The organism is Kocuria sp. CNJ-770, assembly GCF_001942375.1.
Classification (GTDB): Bacteria; Actinomycetota; Actinomycetes; order Actinomycetales; family Micrococcaceae; genus Kocuria; species Kocuria oceani.
Map to the genome: position 1 here is coordinate 8,274 of NZ_MKJW01000107.1, position 20,728 is coordinate 29,001.

18 protein-coding genes are annotated in these 20,728 nt (G+C 67.6%); 5 read left to right on the forward strand and 13 right to left on the reverse strand.

Going from position 1 to position 20,728, the window contains the following annotated elements:
* Positions 1-33 precede the first annotated feature (33 nt).
* From BJF77_RS12380 to BJF77_RS12390, 3 genes are read left to right on the forward strand one after another with little or no spacing between them, the layout of a single operon-like run.
* Positions 34-744, forward strand: a complete 711-nt coding sequence (locus tag BJF77_RS12380) for a recombinase family protein (protein WP_083665139.1) — start codon at positions 34-36, stop codon at positions 742-744.
* Positions 744-1,028, forward strand: a complete 285-nt coding sequence (locus BJF77_RS12385; protein WP_075872358.1) for a hypothetical protein — start codon at positions 744-746, stop codon at positions 1,026-1,028. Before BJF77_RS12380 ends, BJF77_RS12385 begins: the two co-directional genes overlap by 1 nt.
* Positions 1,009-1,491: a hypothetical protein gene (locus BJF77_RS12390; protein WP_075872359.1), complete on the forward strand. Its 483-nt coding sequence runs from the start codon at positions 1,009-1,011 to the stop codon at positions 1,489-1,491. The genes BJF77_RS12385 and BJF77_RS12390 overlap by 20 nt, the downstream gene beginning before the upstream one ends.
* Positions 1,492-1,871: 380 nt before the next feature.
* Here BJF77_RS12390 and BJF77_RS12395 read toward each other — a convergent pair whose 3' ends face one another.
* Positions 1,872-2,426 (reverse strand): hypothetical protein, encoded by a 555-nt coding sequence (locus BJF77_RS12395; RefSeq protein WP_075872360.1) that lies wholly within the window; start codon positions 2,424-2,426, stop codon positions 1,872-1,874.
* A gap of 526 nt (positions 2,427-2,952) precedes the next feature.
* Here BJF77_RS12395 and mobF point away from each other — a divergent pair.
* The gene (mobF, locus tag BJF77_RS12400; RefSeq protein ID WP_075872361.1) at positions 2,953-3,897 is read left to right on the forward strand and encodes a MobF family relaxase; all 945 of its coding nucleotides are present in this window, start codon (positions 2,953-2,955) and stop codon (positions 3,895-3,897) included.
* On the forward strand, positions 3,797-7,474 hold the full coding sequence (locus BJF77_RS12405) for an AAA family ATPase (protein ID WP_075872362.1): 3,678 nt from the start codon (positions 3,797-3,799) through the stop codon (positions 7,472-7,474). The genes mobF and BJF77_RS12405 overlap by 101 nt, the downstream gene beginning before the upstream one ends.
* Before the next feature lie 92 nt (positions 7,475-7,566).
* On the opposite strand, the gene BJF77_RS12410 is transcribed toward BJF77_RS12405, so the two are convergent.
* From BJF77_RS12410 to BJF77_RS12465, 12 genes are all read right to left on the reverse strand, one after another.
* Positions 7,567-7,959: a DUF4913 domain-containing protein gene (locus BJF77_RS12410; RefSeq protein WP_075872363.1), complete on the reverse strand. Its 393-nt coding sequence runs from the start codon at positions 7,957-7,959 to the stop codon at positions 7,567-7,569.
* 3 nt (positions 7,960-7,962) lie between these two features.
* Positions 7,963-9,474 carry a type IV secretory system conjugative DNA transfer family protein gene (locus tag BJF77_RS12415; RefSeq protein WP_139318563.1) on the reverse strand — a complete coding sequence of 504 codons (1,512 nt, stop codon included), beginning with the start codon at positions 9,472-9,474 and terminating at the stop codon, positions 7,963-7,965.
* Positions 9,471-11,009, reverse strand: coding sequence for a hypothetical protein (locus tag BJF77_RS12420; protein WP_083665140.1), 1,539 nt, complete (start codon positions 11,007-11,009; stop codon positions 9,471-9,473). The genes BJF77_RS12415 and BJF77_RS12420 overlap by 4 nt, the downstream gene beginning before the upstream one ends.
* On the reverse strand, positions 11,006-12,559 hold the full coding sequence (locus BJF77_RS12425; RefSeq protein ID WP_075872365.1) for an SCO6880 family protein: 1,554 nt from the start codon (positions 12,557-12,559) through the stop codon (positions 11,006-11,008). The genes BJF77_RS12420 and BJF77_RS12425 overlap by 4 nt, the downstream gene beginning before the upstream one ends.
* A gap of 767 nt (positions 12,560-13,326) precedes the next feature.
* The gene (locus tag BJF77_RS12430) at positions 13,327-14,247 is read right to left on the reverse strand and encodes a hypothetical protein (RefSeq protein WP_139318564.1); all 921 of its coding nucleotides are present in this window, start codon (positions 14,245-14,247) and stop codon (positions 13,327-13,329) included.
* Positions 14,244-15,038 (reverse strand): hypothetical protein, encoded by a 795-nt coding sequence (locus BJF77_RS12435; RefSeq protein ID WP_075872367.1) that lies wholly within the window; start codon positions 15,036-15,038, stop codon positions 14,244-14,246. Before BJF77_RS12435 ends, BJF77_RS12430 begins: the two co-directional genes overlap by 4 nt.
* An 88-nt stretch (positions 15,039-15,126) precedes the next feature.
* Positions 15,127-15,405, reverse strand: coding sequence for a hypothetical protein (locus tag BJF77_RS12440; RefSeq protein ID WP_075872368.1), 279 nt, complete (start codon positions 15,403-15,405; stop codon positions 15,127-15,129).
* Between the two features lie 2 nt (positions 15,406-15,407).
* Positions 15,408-16,088 carry a DUF6668 family protein gene (locus BJF77_RS12445; RefSeq protein ID WP_075872369.1) on the reverse strand — a complete coding sequence of 227 codons (681 nt, stop codon included), beginning with the start codon at positions 16,086-16,088 and terminating at the stop codon, positions 15,408-15,410.
* A 61-nt stretch (positions 16,089-16,149) separates the two neighbouring features.
* Positions 16,150-17,625, reverse strand: a complete 1,476-nt coding sequence (locus BJF77_RS12450) for a hypothetical protein (protein ID WP_075872370.1) — start codon at positions 17,623-17,625, stop codon at positions 16,150-16,152.
* Positions 17,625-18,902 carry a hypothetical protein gene (locus tag BJF77_RS12455; protein ID WP_222845002.1) on the reverse strand — a complete coding sequence of 426 codons (1,278 nt, stop codon included), beginning with the start codon at positions 18,900-18,902 and terminating at the stop codon, positions 17,625-17,627. The genes BJF77_RS12450 and BJF77_RS12455 overlap by 1 nt, the downstream gene beginning before the upstream one ends.
* Before the next feature lie 308 nt (positions 18,903-19,210).
* Positions 19,211-19,852, reverse strand: a complete 642-nt coding sequence (locus tag BJF77_RS12460) for a hypothetical protein (RefSeq protein WP_075872374.1) — start codon at positions 19,850-19,852, stop codon at positions 19,211-19,213.
* The gene (locus BJF77_RS12465; RefSeq protein ID WP_255396252.1) at positions 19,849-20,631 is read right to left on the reverse strand and encodes a peptidoglycan DD-metalloendopeptidase family protein; all 783 of its coding nucleotides are present in this window, start codon (positions 20,629-20,631) and stop codon (positions 19,849-19,851) included. The genes BJF77_RS12460 and BJF77_RS12465 overlap by 4 nt, the downstream gene beginning before the upstream one ends.
* Between the last annotated feature and the right edge of the window lie 97 nt (positions 20,632-20,728).

Genomic DNA, 20,728 nt, shown 5'->3' on the forward strand with positions numbered 1-20,728 from the left:
AATCCCGACTCGAAATCCAGGACTCGATAGACGATGACTCAAAAAGCTCACAACAGCCCAGATTCGAGTCGCCCCGGCCGGCTGCTCGGCTACGCCCGAGTGTCCACCACCTCCCAGAACCTCGACGTGCAGCTGCGCGCGCTCACCGAGGCCGGGGTGCCGGCGGAGCTTGTCTTCACCGACAAGATCAGCGGCACCCAGGCAGAGCGCCCCGGCCTGGCCGCGCTCATGGCCGAGGCCCGGGAAGGGGACACCCTGGTGCTGTACTCCCTGGACCGGCTGGGCCGGTCCCTGGTCCACATGGTCACCACGATTGACGAACTGATCCGCCGCGGGGTGGCGCTGCGTAGTCTCACCGACACCATCGACACCACCACTCCGGTTGGCCGTTTCCAGCTCAACGTGTTCGTGGCGATGGCCGAGTATCAACGCGCACTGATCGTGGAGCGCGTCCAGGATGGGCTGGAGGCTGCCCGGGCCCGCGGGGTGCAGCTGGGGCGCAAATCTCCGATCACCCCCGAGCAGGTGCGCGCCATCCACCGGCTGCACCGGGCGGGGCTGTCCCACTACAAGATCCACCGCCGCGTCGGGGTGTCCAAGGGCGCAGTGGGTCGGGTGCTGCGCGGAGAGATTAAGTCCCTGGCACATGTGAGTCTGGAGCTACCCGAAGACGAGATCGACGTCTGGGACGCCGAAGCACTGGCGGCCACCCATGACACCCCCACACCGAGAGGAGACCGCTGATGCCCCGCATCGTGATCCTCTACCTGCTGTGGTGGGTACGGCTGTTCTACCGCATCGGCCACGCGATAGCGCACTGGGTGCTGCGCATCATCCCGATGCCCTCCGCGCTGCGCCACCGCGTGGCCGGCGCCGTAGCCATCACCCCGTATCTGTTCTGGGTGTGGACCGTGGTGGGCATCAACGACAACACCTGGCCGGCGATCGGAGTCGGCGCGGTAATCACGGGCCTGCTGCTGCTGCTGGTTCACCGAGCGGAGGCCCGCCGTGCAGTCATCCGACGTTGAGCGCTTCTACTCCCACGTCCTGAAAGGACCGGAGCCCGACTCGTGCTGGTTGTGGTTGGGCGCGATCAGTGATGACGGTTATGGCCGTTTCTGGCTGCCTACCGCCAACGGGCAGAGAGCCGTTGCCGCCCACCGCTTCTCCTTGGCCACCGTCCACGGCGGCCTGGCCGCAATCGAGGGGTTGACCGCGCTGCACTGGTGTGACGTCCCGCTGTGCGTACACGCCTCCCTGGAACCGTCCACGCACCTGCTGTTGGGCACTCGGGCGGAGAACATGGCCGATCGGGCGATGAAAGGCCGGATGCCCTCGGCCACCGCCGCCCGGTGGCGGCGGCTGTCGAAGGCCGAACGCTCGGCCCGGTCTCGGCAGCTGCGCGAGGAGTTGAAAACCCGCGGGTGGGACGAGGACGTGGTGCGCGAGCTCGTGCATGGCATCGACCCCAACCACCCCACCCTGTTCTAGAACCCTTCAATAGCGGCTGGGTGCATTCTTCGGCTCGCAGATCCCTCTTGTGGGGGAGGACCACAGGGCAGGTCCGGGCCGATGATGGATCACCACGCCTAGCCACGATGAAGGGGACTGTGATGGACGAGTTGGCTAATGTGTCCGGAGCCCGGGAGCCTGAGAGCTATTTGTCGTTGGAGTTGCTGGAGGAGTACTACAGCGTGATAGCTCATCAGATTTCGGCGCTGGGTGTGCAGGCAACTGCCGCACGAACAGCGACGAGCAAGTCCCCAGAGGCTGCAAGAGAGGTGCTGGAATCGCTGGAGAGCGGTGCGCGAGCATTGTCCATGCTCAACACGCATCTTCTGCGGTATCTGGAGGAGAGTTGGGGGCAGTGGTTACAGGATCACAACCCCTCTTCTTCGGGAGACAGTTGTGACTCTCATGAGGCGCGAAATTGATTGGCAGCAAAGGGCCTCGGTCGTTCTCCATCTGCTGGGTGATAGCGATAGAAGCTGTACCGGCTCATCGAGCCCTGACTTCCGCTCGGGCACCTCAGCAGCTTCACCCACCTCGTGGTCCTTTCCATCCGCAGTCTCACCGACAGCATCAGAGTCGGTGCTGTCAGGGGAGTCTTTCAAGAGGGCACGGACCTCGGCCATTGACAGTTCAAGACGCTGGGCAATCTCAGACACTGTGACGCGCTCACCCTTCATGCTGGCAACCACGCGAGCCTGTGACGCCTTGGCTTGGGCAGCGTCCTGCTCGGCCTTGGTGCGTATCTCCGCAAAGCGCCGCTCAGCCGTCTTCATGATTTGCTCCGCCTCACCCTGGGCGACGAAGAACTGCTCGCCCAGTTCCAGCAACCGCTGCTCCCGGGCCATCGACTCCGCGGCCGCCCGGCGGGCCCGCTCCCGCGCCTCGGTCTTGGTCGCACTCTTGCGCTGCGCCACCACTCCTCCTTCACATCAGCAACATCATTCCCTTCCATTGAACACCACCCACGCCCTAACGGTTATAGACCAACTCCTTCTCTCACTCCCGTTCCGCCAGCCCAGCCAGCGGCGCGAAGGAGGACGCCTGGTCGGCGGTAGCGCTGTGAGCTGGGGTGGGGGCTGTGGACCGCTTCCGAGATTCATCCTCCGGTCTCTCCATCGGACCCACAGCCCCCACCCCAGCTCGTGCAGGTTGCCCACATGAACAGCGCATGTGGACAACTGGTGCGCTTGCACCCAATCGACTGTGGGTGTGGACAGCTGATGCTCTGCGGTTCGTCCTCGTTCCTCGTCCTGCCCTTGGCATCCCCTGCCCACACCCACAGTCTCGTAGGCACAACCGCGTCACATCCGTGACGGACTTTCTGGGTCCTTCCAGCCCAATGACTCGCAAGCTCGCATCGGCCCTTCACGCCCTATCAGACCGTCACACCTAGTGCATCATTGATAAATGAGGATGAAAACGCGCTAGATTGCTTCTGTGATGACCCTCCACAAGCTCAGCGCTGGGGACGGGTATGCCTACTACACCTCCGAGGTCGCCTCCGCCGATGAGCTGCGCTCCGGTGACCGCGCGCTGGGGGATTACTACACCGTCGAGGGCATGCCCCCGGGGCAGTGGGTCGCCCATTCGCAGGCGCTGCTGGGGGTGTCCGGGGAGGTCACCGAGGCGCAAATGGCGGCCCTGTTCGGGGAGGGCATCCGCCCGGATGCCGACCGCATCCTGGCCGCCGGCGGCACCCAGGCGGACGTGGCTCTGGGCCAGAAATACCACCGCTACGCCAGTGCGGACACGGAGCTGACCCGGCGCCTGGAGGAGGAGACTGCTCGGCACGAACGCACCACCGGGGCCGCCCCCACCCGCGAGGAGCGGCAGACGATCCGGGGCCGCGTCGGTGGCCAGCTGTTCCGGGAGACGCATGGCCGCGACGTGCGGAACAAGGAGGAGCTGGGCCGGTTCATCACCGCTCAGACCACCGCGAAGCAGCAGACCGTGGCCGGGTATGACCTGGTGTTCTCCCCCGCTAAGTCGGTCTCCCTGCTCTGGGCCCTGGGCGGGGACGAGGCCCGCAAGGCCGTGGAGGCCGCGCACAACGAAGCCATTGCCGAGACGCTGAGCTTCCTGGAGCAAGAAGCGACGTTCACCCGTCGAGGCCGTAACGGGGTCCGTCAGATCGACGTCGAGGGTGGGCTGATCGCCACCCAGTTCCGTCACTATGACTCCCGGACCGGGGACCCGCAGCTGCACGATCACGTGGTGATCGCCAACAAGGTTTTCGGCGCGGACGGCAAGTGGTCCTCCCTGGACGGACGCACCCCTGTACCGCATGAAGGTGGCCGCCTCGGAGACCTACAACGCGAAGGTCATGGAGAAGGTGTCTACCTCCTTGGGGGTCGCGGCAACCCCCAGAATGGCCAGCGGGAATGAGCCGATCTACGAGATTGCCGGGGTGGACCTGGACGCGATCCACCACGCCTCCTCCCGCCGGGCCGACATTGCCGCGACCGTGGAACGGCTGGAAGCCGAGTTCACCGAACGCCACGGATACGCACCACGACCGACTCAGAAGATCGCTTTGGCCCAACAAGCCACCCTGGAATCCCGGCCGGCGAAGAAGTCCGCCCGGCGCCTGTCCGAGCTGGTCGAGGAGTGGGGACAGGATTACAGGCAGCAGGTGCACATGCCGGTCGGAGAGGACCTGTTGGCCCACGTGCGGGCAGCCGCCGGCAACGCGCCGCTGGGCGCCGAGGCCGCCCAGATCGACGTCTCTGAGCACGCCCGTCTGGTGGTGCACGAGCTGTCCCAGAAACAGGCGACGTGGAGCGTCAACCACGTCCACGCGCAGACCCGCCGGCACCTGAAAGATGCCATGATCGGGCGCACGGTGCCCGATGAGCTGGTGGCCGAGGTCGTCCGGGAGGCCACCACCACGCACAGTCTGTCGGTCACCCCGCAGGCTGATGTGCCGCGCCTGGCGGAGTTCACCCGCGCCGATGGCACCAGCCAGTTCATCCGTTCCGACGCGGCAGTGTTCACCTCTCGGGAGGTGTTGGAGACCGAGCACCAGGTGCTCGCCGCCGCCCAGCGCACCGTCATCCCCGCTGTGTCGGCGGAGCGGTTCGAGGAAGTGCTAGCGGCGCACACCGGCCCGCTCAGCGACGGTCAGGTGGCCCTCGCCCGCGCCTTCGCCACCGACGAGAAGCTGCTCAGTCTGGGCATCGGCCCGGCCGGGGCCGGCAAGACCACCAGCCTGTCGCTGGCCGCCGATGCGGTGCGGGCGACCGGCGGCAACGTCGTTGGCCTGGCGCCCACGGCGGCTGCTGCTGCCGTCATGTCGGAGGACATTGGGGCCCAGGCGACGACCATTGATGCTTTCCTGATTGCCCACCGCACGGGTCGCACCGGGGCGGCGCAGTTGAGTGCGGGGGACGTGGTGATCCTCGATGAGGTGGGCATGGTCACCACCGGCAAGCTGGCCGAGCTCGTGGCCGTGGCGGCCCGGCATGGGGCCGTGGTGCGCGCCATCGGGGATGACCGCCAGCTCGGGGCGATCGGCTCCGGTGGGGCGCTGCGGCTGCTGGACAACGAGGTGGGCGCGACCCGCCTGGAGGCCGTCCACCGCTTCCGCACCGAGGGTGAGGCGGCCGCGTCGCTGGCGCTGCGCGAACCCCCGGCCGTAGGCGCTGACGTCCCGTGGGCCTGGTATCTGGAGAACCGCCGGGTGGTCGCCGGGGACACCGAGGCCATGACCGATACCGCGCTGCGGGCCTGGATCACCGACACTCAGGCGGGCAAGCGGTCCCTGCTGATCGCCACCGACAACGCCACCGTGACTGACCTCAACGCCCGGGCTCAGGCCGCCCGGATCGCCACCGGGCAGCTCGATGCGTCCGGGGAGTCGGTGGTGTTGCGCGACGGGCTCACTGCCCATGCTGGGGACGTGGTGGTGACCCGTCGCAACGATCGGACCTTGCAGCTCAACGGCGGCCGGGACTTCGTGAAGAACAACGATGTGTGGACCGTGGAGAAGGTCGGGGCCGAGAAGGCGACGCTGCGGCACACCGGCCACGGGGGCAAGATCACCCTGGCTGCCTACTATCTGAGCAAGCACGGCCAGTTGGGTTATGCGGCGACGGTGCACCGTGCCCAGGGTGCGACCGTGGATACCGCCCACGCGATCGTGGACTCCGCTACGGACCGTGCTGCCGCCTATGTGGCCGCCACCCGGGGACGGGAAACCAATCAGGTGTACGTCGCCCTGAGCGAGGGGCAGAGCCGGGATGAGGTGCTGGAGGCGATCGCCGGCGCCTACGACCGGAACCTGTCAGCGCACGAGACGGTGGCGGCTGAGGCCATGCGCACCGGTGACGTCGCCACCCTGGGTGAGGTTTACCGCGAGACCGCTGACGCTGCCTGGACGGCCAAGACCCGTGCGATGGCCGTGGACGTCCTGGGCGCGAGCAAGGCCGCGGACTTCACCGACACTGAGGCGTGGGGCGCGGTGGCCACGCACCTGCACACGGCTCAGGAGGCCGGCATGGACCCGGCTGAACTCCTGAACCGGGCGGTGCATCAGCGCGGCTTTGGTGGGGCCGAGGACCCGGCCGCGGTGCTGGCGTGGCGGCTGGAGCAGCAGATCGAGGCCGCCCAGCGCGTCCTGGATAACGCCGACCGCCGGCCCCTGGGCAACCTCACCGACGAGCACCTGCAAAAGCTGGCCGATCGCACCGGAGTCGCCCAGACCCCGCCTCGGGTCGAGGACCCGGACTGGGCGGAGCGCCCGTTTGCGCTCATGCCTTCTGAGCGGCTGGCTAACACCCTTCGTCTCGGCCGGGACCAGCTGGAGGCCCTACCTCCTGAGCGGTGGACCTCCACCACTGCCGCCAAGCTGGAGTGGATGACTCAGACCATGGGCGCCGAACAGGATCGACGCGCACACCTTTCCCCGCCCCAGGCGGCCGTGGAGCAGATCGCCCGCGGTGAGCGGACACGCACTGATTCGCACATCACTATCGGGGAGGCTATTACCGCTGAGCAGCAGGTGCGGGCGGTGGCCAGCAAGACTCCCGCACCGGTACCCGTGGCGGATGGACGCCGGGTGAGCGAGGACCTGGCCCCCAGCCCGCTGATCACCGACGCCCAGGTGCCGGTGCAGTATCGGGAGCAGCTGGAGCGGCTGCGCACCCGGCTGGAGGAGCGCGTCATGGTGCGCGGCGCCGAGCTGGCCGAGACCCGCCCGGAGTGGGCCGCGGCCCTGGGGCCGGTGCCGGCGAAACCGGCCAAGGCGGCCGAATGGCACCAGGTCGCCGCCGAGGTCGAGGCGTACCGCAACCGCTACAACGTTCCCGCTCACGAGACGGCCCTGATCCCCCAGGCCCACCACGACGATCCGGCCGCGGCCGCGCTGATTCAACGGGCCACCGCGCTGCACAAGCACTCCGCCCTCACGACCGCCGCCCCGCAGACGCCGGAGCAGGTCCGGCGGACCGTCGATGAGGCACATGTGGCCGAGCGCGTGCGTACTACCCCGGCACCAGCTCAGGAGACCGTAGAGGCGCTGCGCACCACCCGTGGACAGGCCGCCGATCCGTTGCCGGCACCGCAGGCCCGCCAGGCCGCTGTCACCGCCGCGGCCACCAGTGGGGGAGAGGACAGCACCACCAACCGCCAGAAGCTCATCGATGCGGCTGTGGCCCGATACCGGGCCGGCCAGGCTAATGAACGCCCCACCTCGCAGGAGCAAGACACCACTTCGGTCAGCCAGAACAAGGAGACCCCCATGACGGAACCCCCTCACACTCCGCAGCGGAAGTCCCTGCACCAGCTGGGCCAAGAGCAAGCCGAACAAGCGCGTAAGGCCCACGCCGCCAAGTACCCCCACCAGCAGCAGAAGGATGCTCCTACCCCGCAGCGCACCACGGCTCAGCAGAAAGCGGCCCGCGCTGCCGCCGCGTCCCAGCGGGCGCAACAAGCTCAACGCGACACCGGCGGCCGCAGCCTCTAACAACACGTCGAACCCTTTCGCGGGCGCAAAGGTAGGGCCGGGCATCCTCATGGGATGCCCGGCCCTATTTCTGGCCACGGTGCCGTGTCTGCCTATGTGCTCCATCCCGCCGGCGGGGACACCGTGGAGAGCCGCGGCTTCTCCACGTGCCCGTCACGGCATTCCCCGAAGGGGCCACGCTGGGCGAAGAGCACTGCCGCGTGACGGTCGAAGTGATCGGTCCACCACGAGGAAAACAGTCCGTAGGGCTGGTCCTTGTTGGGGGCCGAGGCAAGGTATTGCTGATGCATCCCGCGGAACCGCTCGACCGCCTCGGGGTGGGCCCACCACTGCGGGCACCAATGCATATTGCCCTCGTGGTCGAAGCTCTCCACGCCGGCGATGAGCGTTTCCACCCATGACACCAGCGACGTCCAAACCTCATCCTCATCCTGGCCTGGGTGATTATCCGGGGCGCGGAACTGATCGGTCTCTCTGTCACTCATGGCTCAGCCAACCTCCTTCATTTCGTCCAAGCCCTCGGCAATCCAAGCGGCCAGCGGCGGATCGGCAAACCAGCCCACGGTGCGCACGATCGTGCCCCCACCTTTGTTAGTGCGCACCCATGCCCGCCCCGGAGGCAGTGCGGCGAGCTTGTCCACGGGCAGAATCTCGCGCTGCTGGGTCTGCACGGAGGTGCTGCGTCCCCCACCTCGACTAGTGGAGTAGGACTGTGTGCGGTGATCGTATTTGCCGGTGACCTTGGAGAGCTGTTCCAGGAACTTGTCGTCATCCACCCCACCGCCGTAGACCCGCACCGCGGCGGCCGACCACAGCGTCTCCCATCCGGTGTGGCGCAGCATGGTTACCCCCTGCCCTTTGGTCTGGAAGAACGCAGAGACCACGATGCCCATCGACCCGAAGTAGGAGTACCACTCGGCCAGGGCCGGCAGCTTCACGACGTTACCCACCTCGTCCAGGTCGGCCACCAGGGGCACGCGCAACCGACCGCCATTGCGGCGGGCGCTCTTCTGCGCGGCGGTGAACACCGTATGCAACACCGTGGAGACGAACGCGGCCCCGGAACCGGCCGTGTCCTGGGCTAGCAAAATCAACGTGTCGTCGCTGTCCACGAAGGCGTCAGGGTCGAACCGGCGCACCCCCGTGGTCGGGGTGGCCCATCGGACCAGCACGTCATGAGACAGGGCTGAAGCCATGCGCTGGGCTGTGGCGAAAACCGAACCGCGGGTGTCGTCGGGTTGCTGGGAGATGCCGCGCAGCATCGCGGCCCGACCGGTGTGACCGTGATCGCGCAACACAGCCTCGGGATCGCGCAACTTCCCCGAGGTAATCCATTCCAGAATGGTTGCCGGCTCCCGCCCATCCTCGGCCGCGGCCAAGATGCATGCCGAGAGCAGGTCCCGGCCCTGGGAGTCGAACTGCGGGTCGCGACCGCTCGCGCCGGCGGCCCCGGCGGAGGCGGATTCAAAAATCGCCGCGACCTCATCGGCGGTGCGGGTGTCCTCCACCGAAGCGAACAGGTCAATCGTCATTGTCGGTTCCCCGGCCTCATCGAGAATGCGCTGGGGATCGAAGACCCACACCCGGCCCCGGTCGCGGCGGGCGGCAATCACCTCGGCCACCCCGTCCACCTTGTTCGTGGTCATCAGAAATGCACCCGGTGCCTCGGCCGCGTGCCGGACTACCTGGCTGGTGGTCTTGCCCCGTCCGGTGCCCCACACGTGCACCGAACACTCCCGCCACCCCTGGTACAGGCGCCGGTCCCCGTACTCGCCCAGCGCCCCGATGCTCAGACCCGGGCCGATACCCGGGGCGTTCGGGTGTAGCTGATGAGCCTCCTCCTGGCGCTTGTCCCGGTCTACCGCACCAACAGGGTGCGCCCTGTCGAGGCGCTTGACGGTTTCACCCATCGACCCGCCCCGTCGCCCGGAATACCACCACGCCGCCGTCACTGCCCCCAGTACGAGGGCCACGATCATCATCCACAGCGAGCCGCTCATGCCCGGGCCCTCGCCATCGCCTCGACCCACGCCTCGTTCGTGTCGTGGATGCGGTGCTCGGTGTCGGTGAGATTCATCTTGAACGGCACTCCGGGGGCGTTCTCCCCCAGCTTCATCATGAACCGGCCCCGCCCTGGCGGAGGCAGCGACTGCCCGGTGCGCGGATCGGTGGCGCCCTCAGCTGACCATTCCACCAACAGGTCCTTCTCCCGCTGGGACAGCGGCAAGACCTGCTCCAGCAGCTCCATCTCATTGCGCGCCAGCCCACCGAAGTACTTCACCGAGGACCGCTCCAGGAACCCGCGGGCAATCTCGGACAGCTGTTCCGTGGACAGCGTGAGGTCTTTCATGGTGTGGGTGATCATGATCTGCCCCAAGCCCTTTTGCCGGTTCAGTCGGGTGAGCGCATCGATCTGGTGCACCAGCAGCTCCGAAGCACGCAAGGTCTGCCACAGCTCGTCCATGATCATCAGGTGGTGCCGCTCGGGCTCGAGCCCGGCCACCGCCAGCGTCTTAGCCGCCGAGACCCCGGCCTGACCATAGGCCCAGCACACGATCTGGATCGCCGCGCGCATCATTTCATCAGAGATGTCCACCCCGGAGACGTCAAAGCAGGCCGGCCGGTCCACCTGCATCTGTCGGGTGGTGGGCTTGCAGAACACGTCCCCAAACGGGCCGTCCTCCAGCAAACCGATCAAGCCTTTGACTAAGGACTTGGACTCCGCCCGGAACTCCGCGGCGTCATTGGCTAGCGTCACCGCCTGCATCTCCGCCGGCGCCTCCCGGATTGCCGTCACCAGGTCTCCCAGCAACGGTTGCCGTCCCTCCGCCTCGGCCCGGACCGTGGCGACACGGACCGCCATGGACAGCACCGTGGGTTCCTGCTTCTCCGTGTCCAAGCCCCGGCCACGAGCCAGCTCCAGCAGCCCGCGCACCGTGTTGACCCGGCGGGTGTGAATCTCCGAGAGCAGTTCGTTGCGCTTGGCCACCGGCAGCTCGTCGACCCGGTTCCACAGCGGCCCTGCATCCAGGGGGTTAACCGACCCGATGCCGGGACCCACACGGATCACCTGCCCGCCGATTTCCTTGATCATGCCCACGTAGTCCGGTTTGAGGTCGCCCAGGATCAGCGGCACGAACGACAGGGAGGACAGGTAGATGCAAATCCGCACCGTCACCGAGGATTTGCCCCGGCCGTTGAGGCCCATGATGAACCCCGACGGGGAGGAAATCGTGCCGCGGATGAACAGGCTGATCGGGTCTCCGCACACCACCGACCCGTTATTGGTGTTGCGCCCCAGCGGGGCACCAATCAGCGGAGAGGAGGTGCCCACGCAATAAGGCCATAGCCCGGCTGTCTGAGCGCTGGTGGCGGCGAACTCCGGCGGAGCCTCCACCCAAGAGCACCGGCCACCATCGGCCATGTCAAAGCCCTTGGCGGTCAGTCCCGGCATCCGGTCTCCGCCGGCCGAGCCTTCCCGCTCACCGAAAAACCGATTGCCGATCCGGTCGATCACATCATCAAGAACACTCACAGTGCCCTCCTCATCGCATCGGAAAGTGTGGCGGCCTTGTCCGGGACGATCCCCAGACCCAGACCCATCGCGAAGGCCGCGTCGTCGTTGTGATCGCACCCACGCAACCGCAGCTGGATGCCCTGGGCCGCCTTCTGCCGGATAGCAGCCTCAGCCTTGGCCAACTCCTGGCCGGCCGAACCCACCGTTGCCGTGACCAGGATGGAGAACCGCACCATCGCCGCACCGCGGGCCTGCTCCTGGGCGGCCTGCTTGGCCTTGGCCACCGCCAGTTGCTCGGCGGCCGAGACGCGCCGGTTCTTCTGGTTGGCCGCGAACTCCGCATTGACGATCCGGGCGTTGACCTCCCGCACGCTGGACTGAGGATCAGCCGGGCGGTAGAACACCGTGACCCGCTTCTGCAAGAAACGGTCATCGGGCTCCAGCAACGCCCGCAGTCCCCACTCCCGAAACACTCCCGAGGGTGCGCCGAACATCTGCCAAGACTTCGACACCGCCCCCGAGTGCGCGTAGCACATGGGCTTTGCCAGCACCTCGGCTGAGGTCGGTCCCACTTCCTCCCAGGACAACCCAGTGCCGGCGGCGGTCAGCCGGGACCGCTCCACATCGGCGGCCGCCGAGGGGTTGAATGCTACGTGCGTTGAGTCGGTCACGTCCGCTACTTGCAGCAGCGACACCGCCCCGGCCCCGGAAACGGTGGCCAACTCGCAGAAACCGGGGAGCACACCACCTACCTCTTCCATCAACTCCTGGGCCGTGCGCGCGGGCACCGCCCCGTCCGTGGACTCTCGGGCGGAAAATGTCAGCGTGATCCACTGATCCAACCGCGGTGTCCAGGACGAGAGCTCATTGACCACATCACCGATCACCTCCCGGGCGAACGCGGACCCACCCTCCTCGGCGCCGGCCACGGAGCGGGCGACCTCTACGGCATCACGCAACCGCTCCCCAGGATCAGCTGTGGACTGGGTGGTGACCGAAACCTGCACCAGGGACGGGACGCTGCCAGCCTCGCGCTGGAACTCTGACCAGGCATCGACCATCTGATCCACGCTCTCCTGATCGCGCAGCCCCATACCGGTCGAGGAGGTACCGATGAACACCGCCCCCGTCTGAGTCCGCGGGGCCCACAGCATCGCAAACGGCTGCCCGAACGTAGTGTGTCCCTCCATCATCTCGGTAGCCGCCAAAAGCCCCGGCGCCCGGAAACTGCCGTCCGGTACCTGCGAGGCCGGCCCAGCCACATACCGGGTGTGCCCCTTCTTCTGTGCTTTGCGGAACATCGTCTGCGCCAGCCTTTTCTCCGCTCGGGACCGCTCGTTGCGGTCCTTGGACTGCAAGTACCAGGTCGCCGGTACCGTCAGCACCAGCAGAAGCACCGCCAGCCACAACAGCTGTCCGAACCACAGCACCAGCAGCGCCCCGATAGCCCCGGCCCCGGCCACCGCTGTGGCCGCCAGGGACAGACCCATGATTCCGGTGACCTTGGTGTCCGTGATGTTGCCGTAGGACCGCACACGCGGCGTAGATTCCATCACCGTCTCCGACATCGTTTACTCCCCTGACTCCATCGAATTCTCAGCGTCGTCGGCCGCCCGACGCGCCTCGTACCCTGCTGCCCGGACGGCGTTCTGCACGAACGAAGCCCGCGCGCCTGTCGGCCCGCTGGTCTGCGTGGCGAACCCTTCCGGGCCACTCACCGCGCGCAACGGCTCATCTGCGCCACCAGCGCCACCGTTGCTGCGCCCCGGGCTGGCACCGGTGGCACCCGTGGGACCACCTGTGGTGCTCGACGTCTCCCCGGCCGGCCCGCTGCCCGTCCCGGCCGACTCTGCGCTTTGCGCAGCGGCACCTGATGGGCGCGGTCCGTGGCTGCCCGTACTGCTAGGACCCGACCCGGGAGCACTGGGGGCGCCACCCGGGGAGGACTCTCCGGGCCCAGTCTCAGGCTGTGCACCCGCAGGACCGCTACCACCACGTCCCTCGGCGGTGCTGACACCAGTGGCGCCGCCACCGGTATCACTAGATCCCTCACTGCTGGTTGAGATTCCGCTAGCTCCTGGAGCACCGCTGGCCTGTGCCGGAGCCCCCATGCCCTCACCTGCCCCAGAGCCGCCGGCAGCGCCAAAGCCGCCACTGGTGCGAGTGCTGGGACCGGTCCCACCACCACCGGCCAGGGCACCACCCTGACCACCGCCAGACATCCCACCGCCGGTCATGCCACCGCCGGTCATCCCACCGCCACCCGCCCCGGCTCCGGCGGCTCGTGCCCCAGCACCACTGGCCAGCGTGCCGGCACCTGCGGTGGCTGCACCGATCAGCGCACCGGTGGCCAGCGCTCCACCGGCCGCCACGAGGCTTCCTGCCCCCATACCCCGCGGACCCTCAGCCACCATCGGGGCCGCACCCGAGCCAGGGCCGGGAGAGCCAGAGAGGCTCCCACAACCATCACCAGGCCCACAAACAGGCCCACCATCTGATCCATCGGCTCTTCAGAGCCCTCTCCGACGTAGCCCTTAGCCAGGGCCAGGCCCACTCCCCAGATGATCGCGGCCACCGGTTTGAACAGCACTACAGCGATCAGCCACGACAACACCTTGTCGAAGCTCTTCTTGCCCTTGTCCGTGGTGGACACCGCGGCGAAGAACGCCAACAGCCCGGCCAGCACGGACGCCATGCCATACGAGAACAGGACCAGGAATGCGTTGACGAGCGACCCCAGCAACGCAATGAACGCCAGCACCAGCACGATCACCGCCAACGCCGCGGAACTCTGGATGCCGCTGATCATTGCCTGCAACCCCAAGGTCTCAGCCATCTGCTCATTGACGTCCTGGCCACCGATCTGCTCAACCAGCCACGGGGAAATCTGCGAGCCGAAATCCAACCCCATTGACGTCGCCACCAGAGCGATAGCCACGGCAGCCACGCTGCGCAGCATCGATGCGATCAAGCCCTCCACCGATCCCCGGCTCTGCTCCCGTGCGATCCGCACGCAACCAAAGGCCATGCCGATCACACCGAACAGCGGAAGCAACGCCCGGGTGGCCTCCACCGCACGCATGGCCGCCGACCCCTCGCCCATTCCAGGGGCCTCGATCGACAACCACCAGGTGCCCAGCCATTGCACCGTGTCGAACAGCGCAGTCAGCACCACCCCGGCCAGCCACGTCAATATCGCCTCGACCCCACCTTCGGCCGCTGAGGCCGCCATCTCACCAAGACGTTCGAGCATCACGGGCCCCAAGTCACGGACGGCGAGGTAGTGGCAAAGTCAACCGTCATGAGCTGCTGGCCGGATGCCGGCTCAACCCGCCAATCCCCGTCCTCCCATACAAGATCGACTTGCCCGACTGCCTGCTGACGAACGCCTGCATCGTTGTCAAAGCTCATATAGATGTTGAATGACGCTCGATCTTTGCTGGCCTCTCGCACGTCGTAGCCATCAAACTCGGCACTGCGCATCGCTGCCGGGTCTGTCGCCGGGGCGCTTCCACTGCTGATCTGCTCGGCTCGGTCAAGCAGCTCGTCCCGATCAGGGCCTTCGGCAACGGCTACCTTGATGCTGTCCTGCGCCTCAGTACCCGAGGGATCGACAACCACGGCGTAGTTAGCGGCCGCCATTAGGGCCCCGGCGGGAGTGTGGGCGTAACCCACGCGTAGACCGGAGTCTCGCTTCTCGCATCCACCAAAATCCGTGGACATCGGCACGACGTTGTAACCGGCCGACACCCACTCATCGACCTCGGGCGCCTTATCTTCGACCGAGCCAGCGTCGGTGGACAGCTCCGCCTGGCACGGATAGGCGAAATCCTCGGAAGAAGAGCCCAACAATCCATCCACCTCAGGAGCAGCCTCCGAGGCCGGCGCATGCGCGTTCTCCTCGACGGGATTGGCCTGCTCGTTGGGTTCTACCGTGATGGTGCGGACCAGCAAGGCCATGATTACCAGCGCCGCCAGCACTCCGACCGCTACGGCTGCACCCAGCCACCGCGGACGATTCTTCTGCTGCGTTCGTTCCTGCTTCATCTGTCCTGTCCTCCCAGTGGGGCGTCGTATTCCGGGGCGCGGTTGCGGACCTGCAAGGGGCAGGCCCACAACCGCGCAGGGATCGGTATCAGCCGATGATGACGTTCCAGATCGTGCCGGCGGCGCCGAGAAGGGCAGCGGCCACCAGCGGCCAGATCGGAGCTTCGATCTCGTTGCCGTGCCGGCGGTTCCGACCGGCGGAGACCAGGCCGAAGATGAAGAAGACGAACAGCACGATGCCGGCGCCCCACAGGATCCAGGACACGATCAGATTGAAGTTGTCCAGACCCGGAGGTGCCTCAGGGGAAACGTTGATCGCCTGCATCACAGTGGTCTGGGCAGTGACGTAGAGAGGGGGAATGTTCATGACTACTTCTCCTTTCGGGGGGAGCTCGTCCGGGTGGCGAGCTTGTCGAGGGCCTCGATCACTTTCCGGGATCGAGTCACCCCCAGATCGAGGGCCGGGGCCGCGGACTCGCGCAGCTCCGGCAAGAACGGGATCGTGTACCCGCCGCCTTTGACCATTCGCAGGACCGCGCGGGCCCGGCGGCGGCAGTCCTTGGAGACCAGCTCGGCGGGCCGGTCGTGGACGATGACCACGGCTACCGCCTCCCAGGGCACGATCCCGGCGTGGGAAGCCTGCACCAGCTCTTGGGTGGCATCGAGAGCAGTGCGGGTGCAGGAGGTGACTACCGCGGCGCGGGCAGACCATGGCGGCTCAGAGTCGGCGCCGTCGTACACGTGCGCACCGCACGCGGCGGCCAGAGTGGACACTCCCACCCCACCGGCCGCGCCGATCAGCCACAAGCCCTTGCCGGACCCGGTGTCTTCCACACCGGTGCGACCCAACAACGAGGCCGCGGTGCCCAGCACTGGATCGGTGTCGATCGGCTCGGGACCGGCCTCCTCTTCTTCTGGGGGAAGCACGAAGGGGTTGCCTCCACCCGGGGCCACCGGCCGCACCGGGCGGTCCAGTGTCGCAGCTGAGGGGGCCGCCGTGTCCTGGTCCTGCCTGCCTGCCTGGGTGTCTTTGTCCTGGTTGGTAATCACTTCTCCTCCTTTCGGGCTGTGGCCAGCACGAGGCTGGGGTGCTGAGTGTTGAGGTGGGGCATTAGAACTCCGCGATCACAGCTGCGGCTGCCAACTGCCATGCCCGTCGAGTGGGGCCTGAGAGGTCCTGGGCGCGCATCCGGCCCTGCACCAGCGCCTGATCGAAAGGCACGATGTGGGCCGAGCGCACGATCGGAGCGAACTCGCCCACGATTTCCTGGGCTTTGAGGGAGTGCTGGGGGTGGACTTCCGAGACGATTACCACCGCGTTGCGGGCCAGTTGCGCGGCGTGACCACCGCGGGCGTGGAGGGCCTGGAGGGAGTTGACCGCGCCCTGGGCCTTGTCCGACTCAGAGGTGGTGGCGATCACCACCTGGTCGGTGTGGTCGATCATCCGCGTGAAGTTCTCCCCACGGGTCGAGTTGCCCGAGTCCATGATGATCAGCCGCCAGTTGCGGGAGGCGACCTCATGCAGCAGGTCCACCTCGGCTCCGGTAATGCGGTGATCGTGCTCGGGCCGCTCATCAGAGCGCAGCACGTCGAAAGCGTCCTCGGGCTGGTGGTGGACGAACGCGGCCAAGTCAGCCTTGCTCGCCCCGGCCTTCAAGAACTGCGGGGCAGCAGTGATGAGGTCCAGCACCGTAGCGCTGTGTACCCCCGAGTGGGTCCGCCACCCCAGGGTCCCCAACGACTCGTTGTTATCCCAGGCCAGTACTCCACCACCACCGGCGCGGGCCAGTTCAGCGGCCAGTCGGATCACCGTGGGCGTCTTGTTCGCCCCGCCCTTGGAGTTGAGTACGGCCACCGTGCGGGAACCGATCCAATGGCGCGACAGGGCATCCACCGCTGCGCGCTGGCGCAGCTCGGACTCGGAAGGGCCAACTTTGAGCCCGAAGACCCGGTTGAGCCAACCCTGCCAGCCCTGCTCGGCCGGGTCGGGGGTGACCGGGGAGTTGTTCTGCAAGAAGTTCGGGGTGTGGTCCGCAGCGCCGGCGACGCTGCGGCTCTCCGCCGGCGGCGCAGTTACCGGCGTTGCGGCGGTCCCCTCTGCCGGGCCCTGTGCCGGCGGGGCCGGGGTCTTCGTGACCAGGAACGGATTGCCCCCGGAGGGCTTCTCCGCGGTGGGATCAGCCCCAACCGCGGCGTCGGCTTCTTGTGCCTGCGCCGGGACGCTTTCCTCGACGTCCTGTGGGGCCGGCTCCTCCACATCCTCCGGGGCAACCTCATCGAGTGCTCCCGGTGCCGTGGTCGCCGGCTCCTCAGCGGGCGCCTGACGTGCCGGGGTCTCTTCGGCGGCCGGGGCCGGCGCGTTGGAAACCCGTCCATCGGCGGAGACCGTCAGCACGTGCATCCCTGAGGGATCCATGGTCACTGCCCGAGTCGGTTCCCCGGTTGTTCCAGCGACCTCGCTGGAGAGCTTCACCAGCGCCCGCCGGGCGGAGGCCACGTTCTCGTGCTGCTCAGCCAGCTCCTGTTGGTCCGGGCCCATGGTGACCGTCATGGCTCCGGTCTCGGTGATCGTCGCGTGCAGCTCCATCACTTCTCCTTATCCTCGGGGGCTGTCGAAGCGTCCCCGTCCGTCGTCTTCGGCTTGTCCTGCTGTGTGCTCGACTGCCCAGTCGGGGTTGTTGCCGGGTTCGGGGCGGTCTCGGTCACGGCGTACACCTGGCCGTTCTCCTCCACCACGGCCAGGCCACCGTCTGTGATCAGCGCCGGCACTGAGGCTTTGGGGTCCCCGGCATCCAGGGCGGTGCCCGCTCGGGAGAGCCGGGCACTGGTCTCATCGCCGGTCCCGGTCACCCACAGGTGACCGGCCGAGGCTTGGGCTGATTCCGGCAGTACCGTCACCGTCACGGCCTCGAAATCCACCGACACCCGCCCCAGAGACACCAGCGCCCCGGCCGGGTCCCATTGCGGCTGTCCTGTCCCGGTGGAGCCCTTCACCGCCTCGGACACCAACTGCGTCACCTCCGTCTCGCCCTCCCCGGCAGTGACCTCCAGGAGCGCGAACTCACCGGTGCTCTTCTCCCCGGCGAACTGGACCGCCACCAGCGACCCTCGCCCAGCCGGGAACGCCGTCACCTTCATGCCCTTGGGCGCTTTCACGGTGGCTGGCTCCGGTAGCTCCGGGCTTTCCTCGGTGATCTTCCACAGTCGGCCGGTCTGGGGGTCCGCAGCAATCACGGCCCCACCATCGGCGGCGACCGCATCGGCCCCAGCAGGCACAATCCGCTTCTGGACGCTGTTGCCCGCCAGCACCCCGGCGGTCTGATCTGCTCCGACGATCAGCGGCTCCCCACCTTCCAGCACCACCTCAGCGCGCTCGGGCAGCTGGACCTCAGCGAACTGCTCGCCCTCCTGGTCCATCACCGCCAACCGGCCCCCACTCCCGGACACGGCCAGCCGCGGCGTACCGTTGTCGGTCCACACCGCCAGCCCGGTCGGCTCGAAGGGGGCCGCCACGCGCTTGACCTCCCGACCGCTCTCGGCTTGGCGGGTGACCACATCGCGGTCCTCGACCATCACCAGCCGCCCTGCGGCGTCCTGGCGCACGGGCACCCGATCCTCGGCCGGGGCCGACCACTTCGCGTAGGTGGACCACCCCGCCGGGGGCGCCACCGGCAGCTGGGTGGGCCCCGGCGCCGGCAGCACGACCTCGGCGCTGGAGTCCTCCCCGAGCAGCTGGGCGCCCACCGGCACCGCGACCCCGGCCAGCACGAACAATCCGGTCAGCGCGTAACCGGCCTGCCGCTTGGTCAGCGTGCGCGGGTCCCACCGCCGGCCCCGCCGGGTCCCACCGGCGGCCGCGGCCATGCTCCCGGTCCTCGCCACACCAGCAGCAACCGGGGGCGGGCCAGGGGCCTCGTGCAGCTCCACCAAGGTGCCCTCATCCACGTCCACGACCATTTGGTACACCTGGTTGTCGTCAGTGATCCCCTCGACCCGGCACCGCCGTTTCCCCATGGCCTCGCACACCGCCAATGCGGCATCACGAGCCGCCAGGGCCACCGACCCGACCTCATCGACGGCGACTGCCGCCCGCTTGCCCCCACACACCGCCAGAGCCTCGTGGGAAGTCATCGTGACCACGATCAGCGGCCACCGGTGGACCACCCCACTCATCACTGCCCTCCTGTCTCGGCGGGGTCCATGTCGCGCAGCTGGTGTCCCACGACCTCCCACGCACCGTCGTGCTTCTCCAGGTAGAGAGTCACCTGCCGCCGCCCCGTGCCCGGGGCCGGCTCCTCGTCGCGGCTGATCCAGCTCCAGGTCACGTCGTAGACCCGAATCGCCTTATCCGGTGCCACGTCCCGAGCCGCGTCCCCGATCGCCGCCACCGCCCGAGCCTCGCTGTAGGCCCGGTGCTCGGAGGGCTTCAACCAGGCGCCCTGCGAGGAATTGCGCTGCGGCTCGATCTGATTGGCCGCCCACTCCTCGGACATCAGCGGCTTGGCGCGGATCGCCGCGGCCGTCTCGGTACGGTCGGTGGCCGTGTCCCAGGAGTGCAGCATCAGCGCGGCCGTGTGCGCGGTGGACTCCACATCGGAGCGGTCCGCGTCCCCCGGCACCGGGAACGTGCTATCCCCCGGCACCGCCGGGGTCGCCGGGACAGTAGGGGTGCTGGCAGTGCTGCTGGAAGCGGCCGCATTCGTGGGAGAGGTGGTGGCCTGCTGGGACGTCTGCTCAGCGCCCGCCCCGCAACCCACCAGGGGCAGGGCGCACAGGACCAGGACAGCACTCAGATGGTGACGGTGGCGGATCATCTCGGCCACGCTCCCTTCTCTTTGAGGATCGGTTCGGGGTCGATGTTGTAGCCCTCGTAGGGGAAAACGACGTCCGGGGCGGAGGGCTCGTAAATCTCGAAGTGCAGGTGCGTGGCCACCGCGCCCAGGCCGGCCTTGTTGCCCTCGGTGCCGATCACGTCCCCACGGGAAAGTTTCTGGCCCTTCTTCACCGAATAGGAGTTCAGGTGGCAGAAGGCGAACCCGAAATCGGGGTCATCGCCGTTCTCCTTGGCGATCACGCACCCGTCCTCGTTGTTGAACCCGGTGATGCGCAGATCGGTCGGCGCGATCACCGGACCTCCCGAACCTGAGCCGGTACCGGGGGTGGCAATATCCACCCCCACGTGGTCCTGCGCCCAAGCAGGCAGGCCCGGGACGTTGCGCCGCCCGTAGCCGGACGTGAACTTGCCCCCGGGTAGGGGTGTGGTCCACTCCCCGTCGCCCAGGTCCCCGTCCCATTCCTTGGCACCGGTGGGCACCTCGCAGTCAGCGGAGAACTCCACCTGCCCACCGTCGAGGATCGTGGTCACGTACTTCTGGGTCTCCGCGAACGGCGGCACCCCCTTGTACTGGGCCACCGCACCGGGGCCGGCGTTGTAAGCGGCCAGCATCAGGCGCACCAGCTGGTCCGCGTCATCGCCGGCCAGGTCCTTCACCTCATCGCGCAGGGCAGCCATATAGCGCCCATAGGCCAGAATCGCATCCTCGGGATTGGTGACGTCCCCACCTTGGCCGTACCGGGCCCAGGTATCAGGCATGAACTGGGCGATCCCCTGCGCCCGGCGGAGCTACCAGCGTTGGGATCCCAGTTGGACTCCTGTTTGAGCTGGGCAGCGACCACACTGACCGGCAATC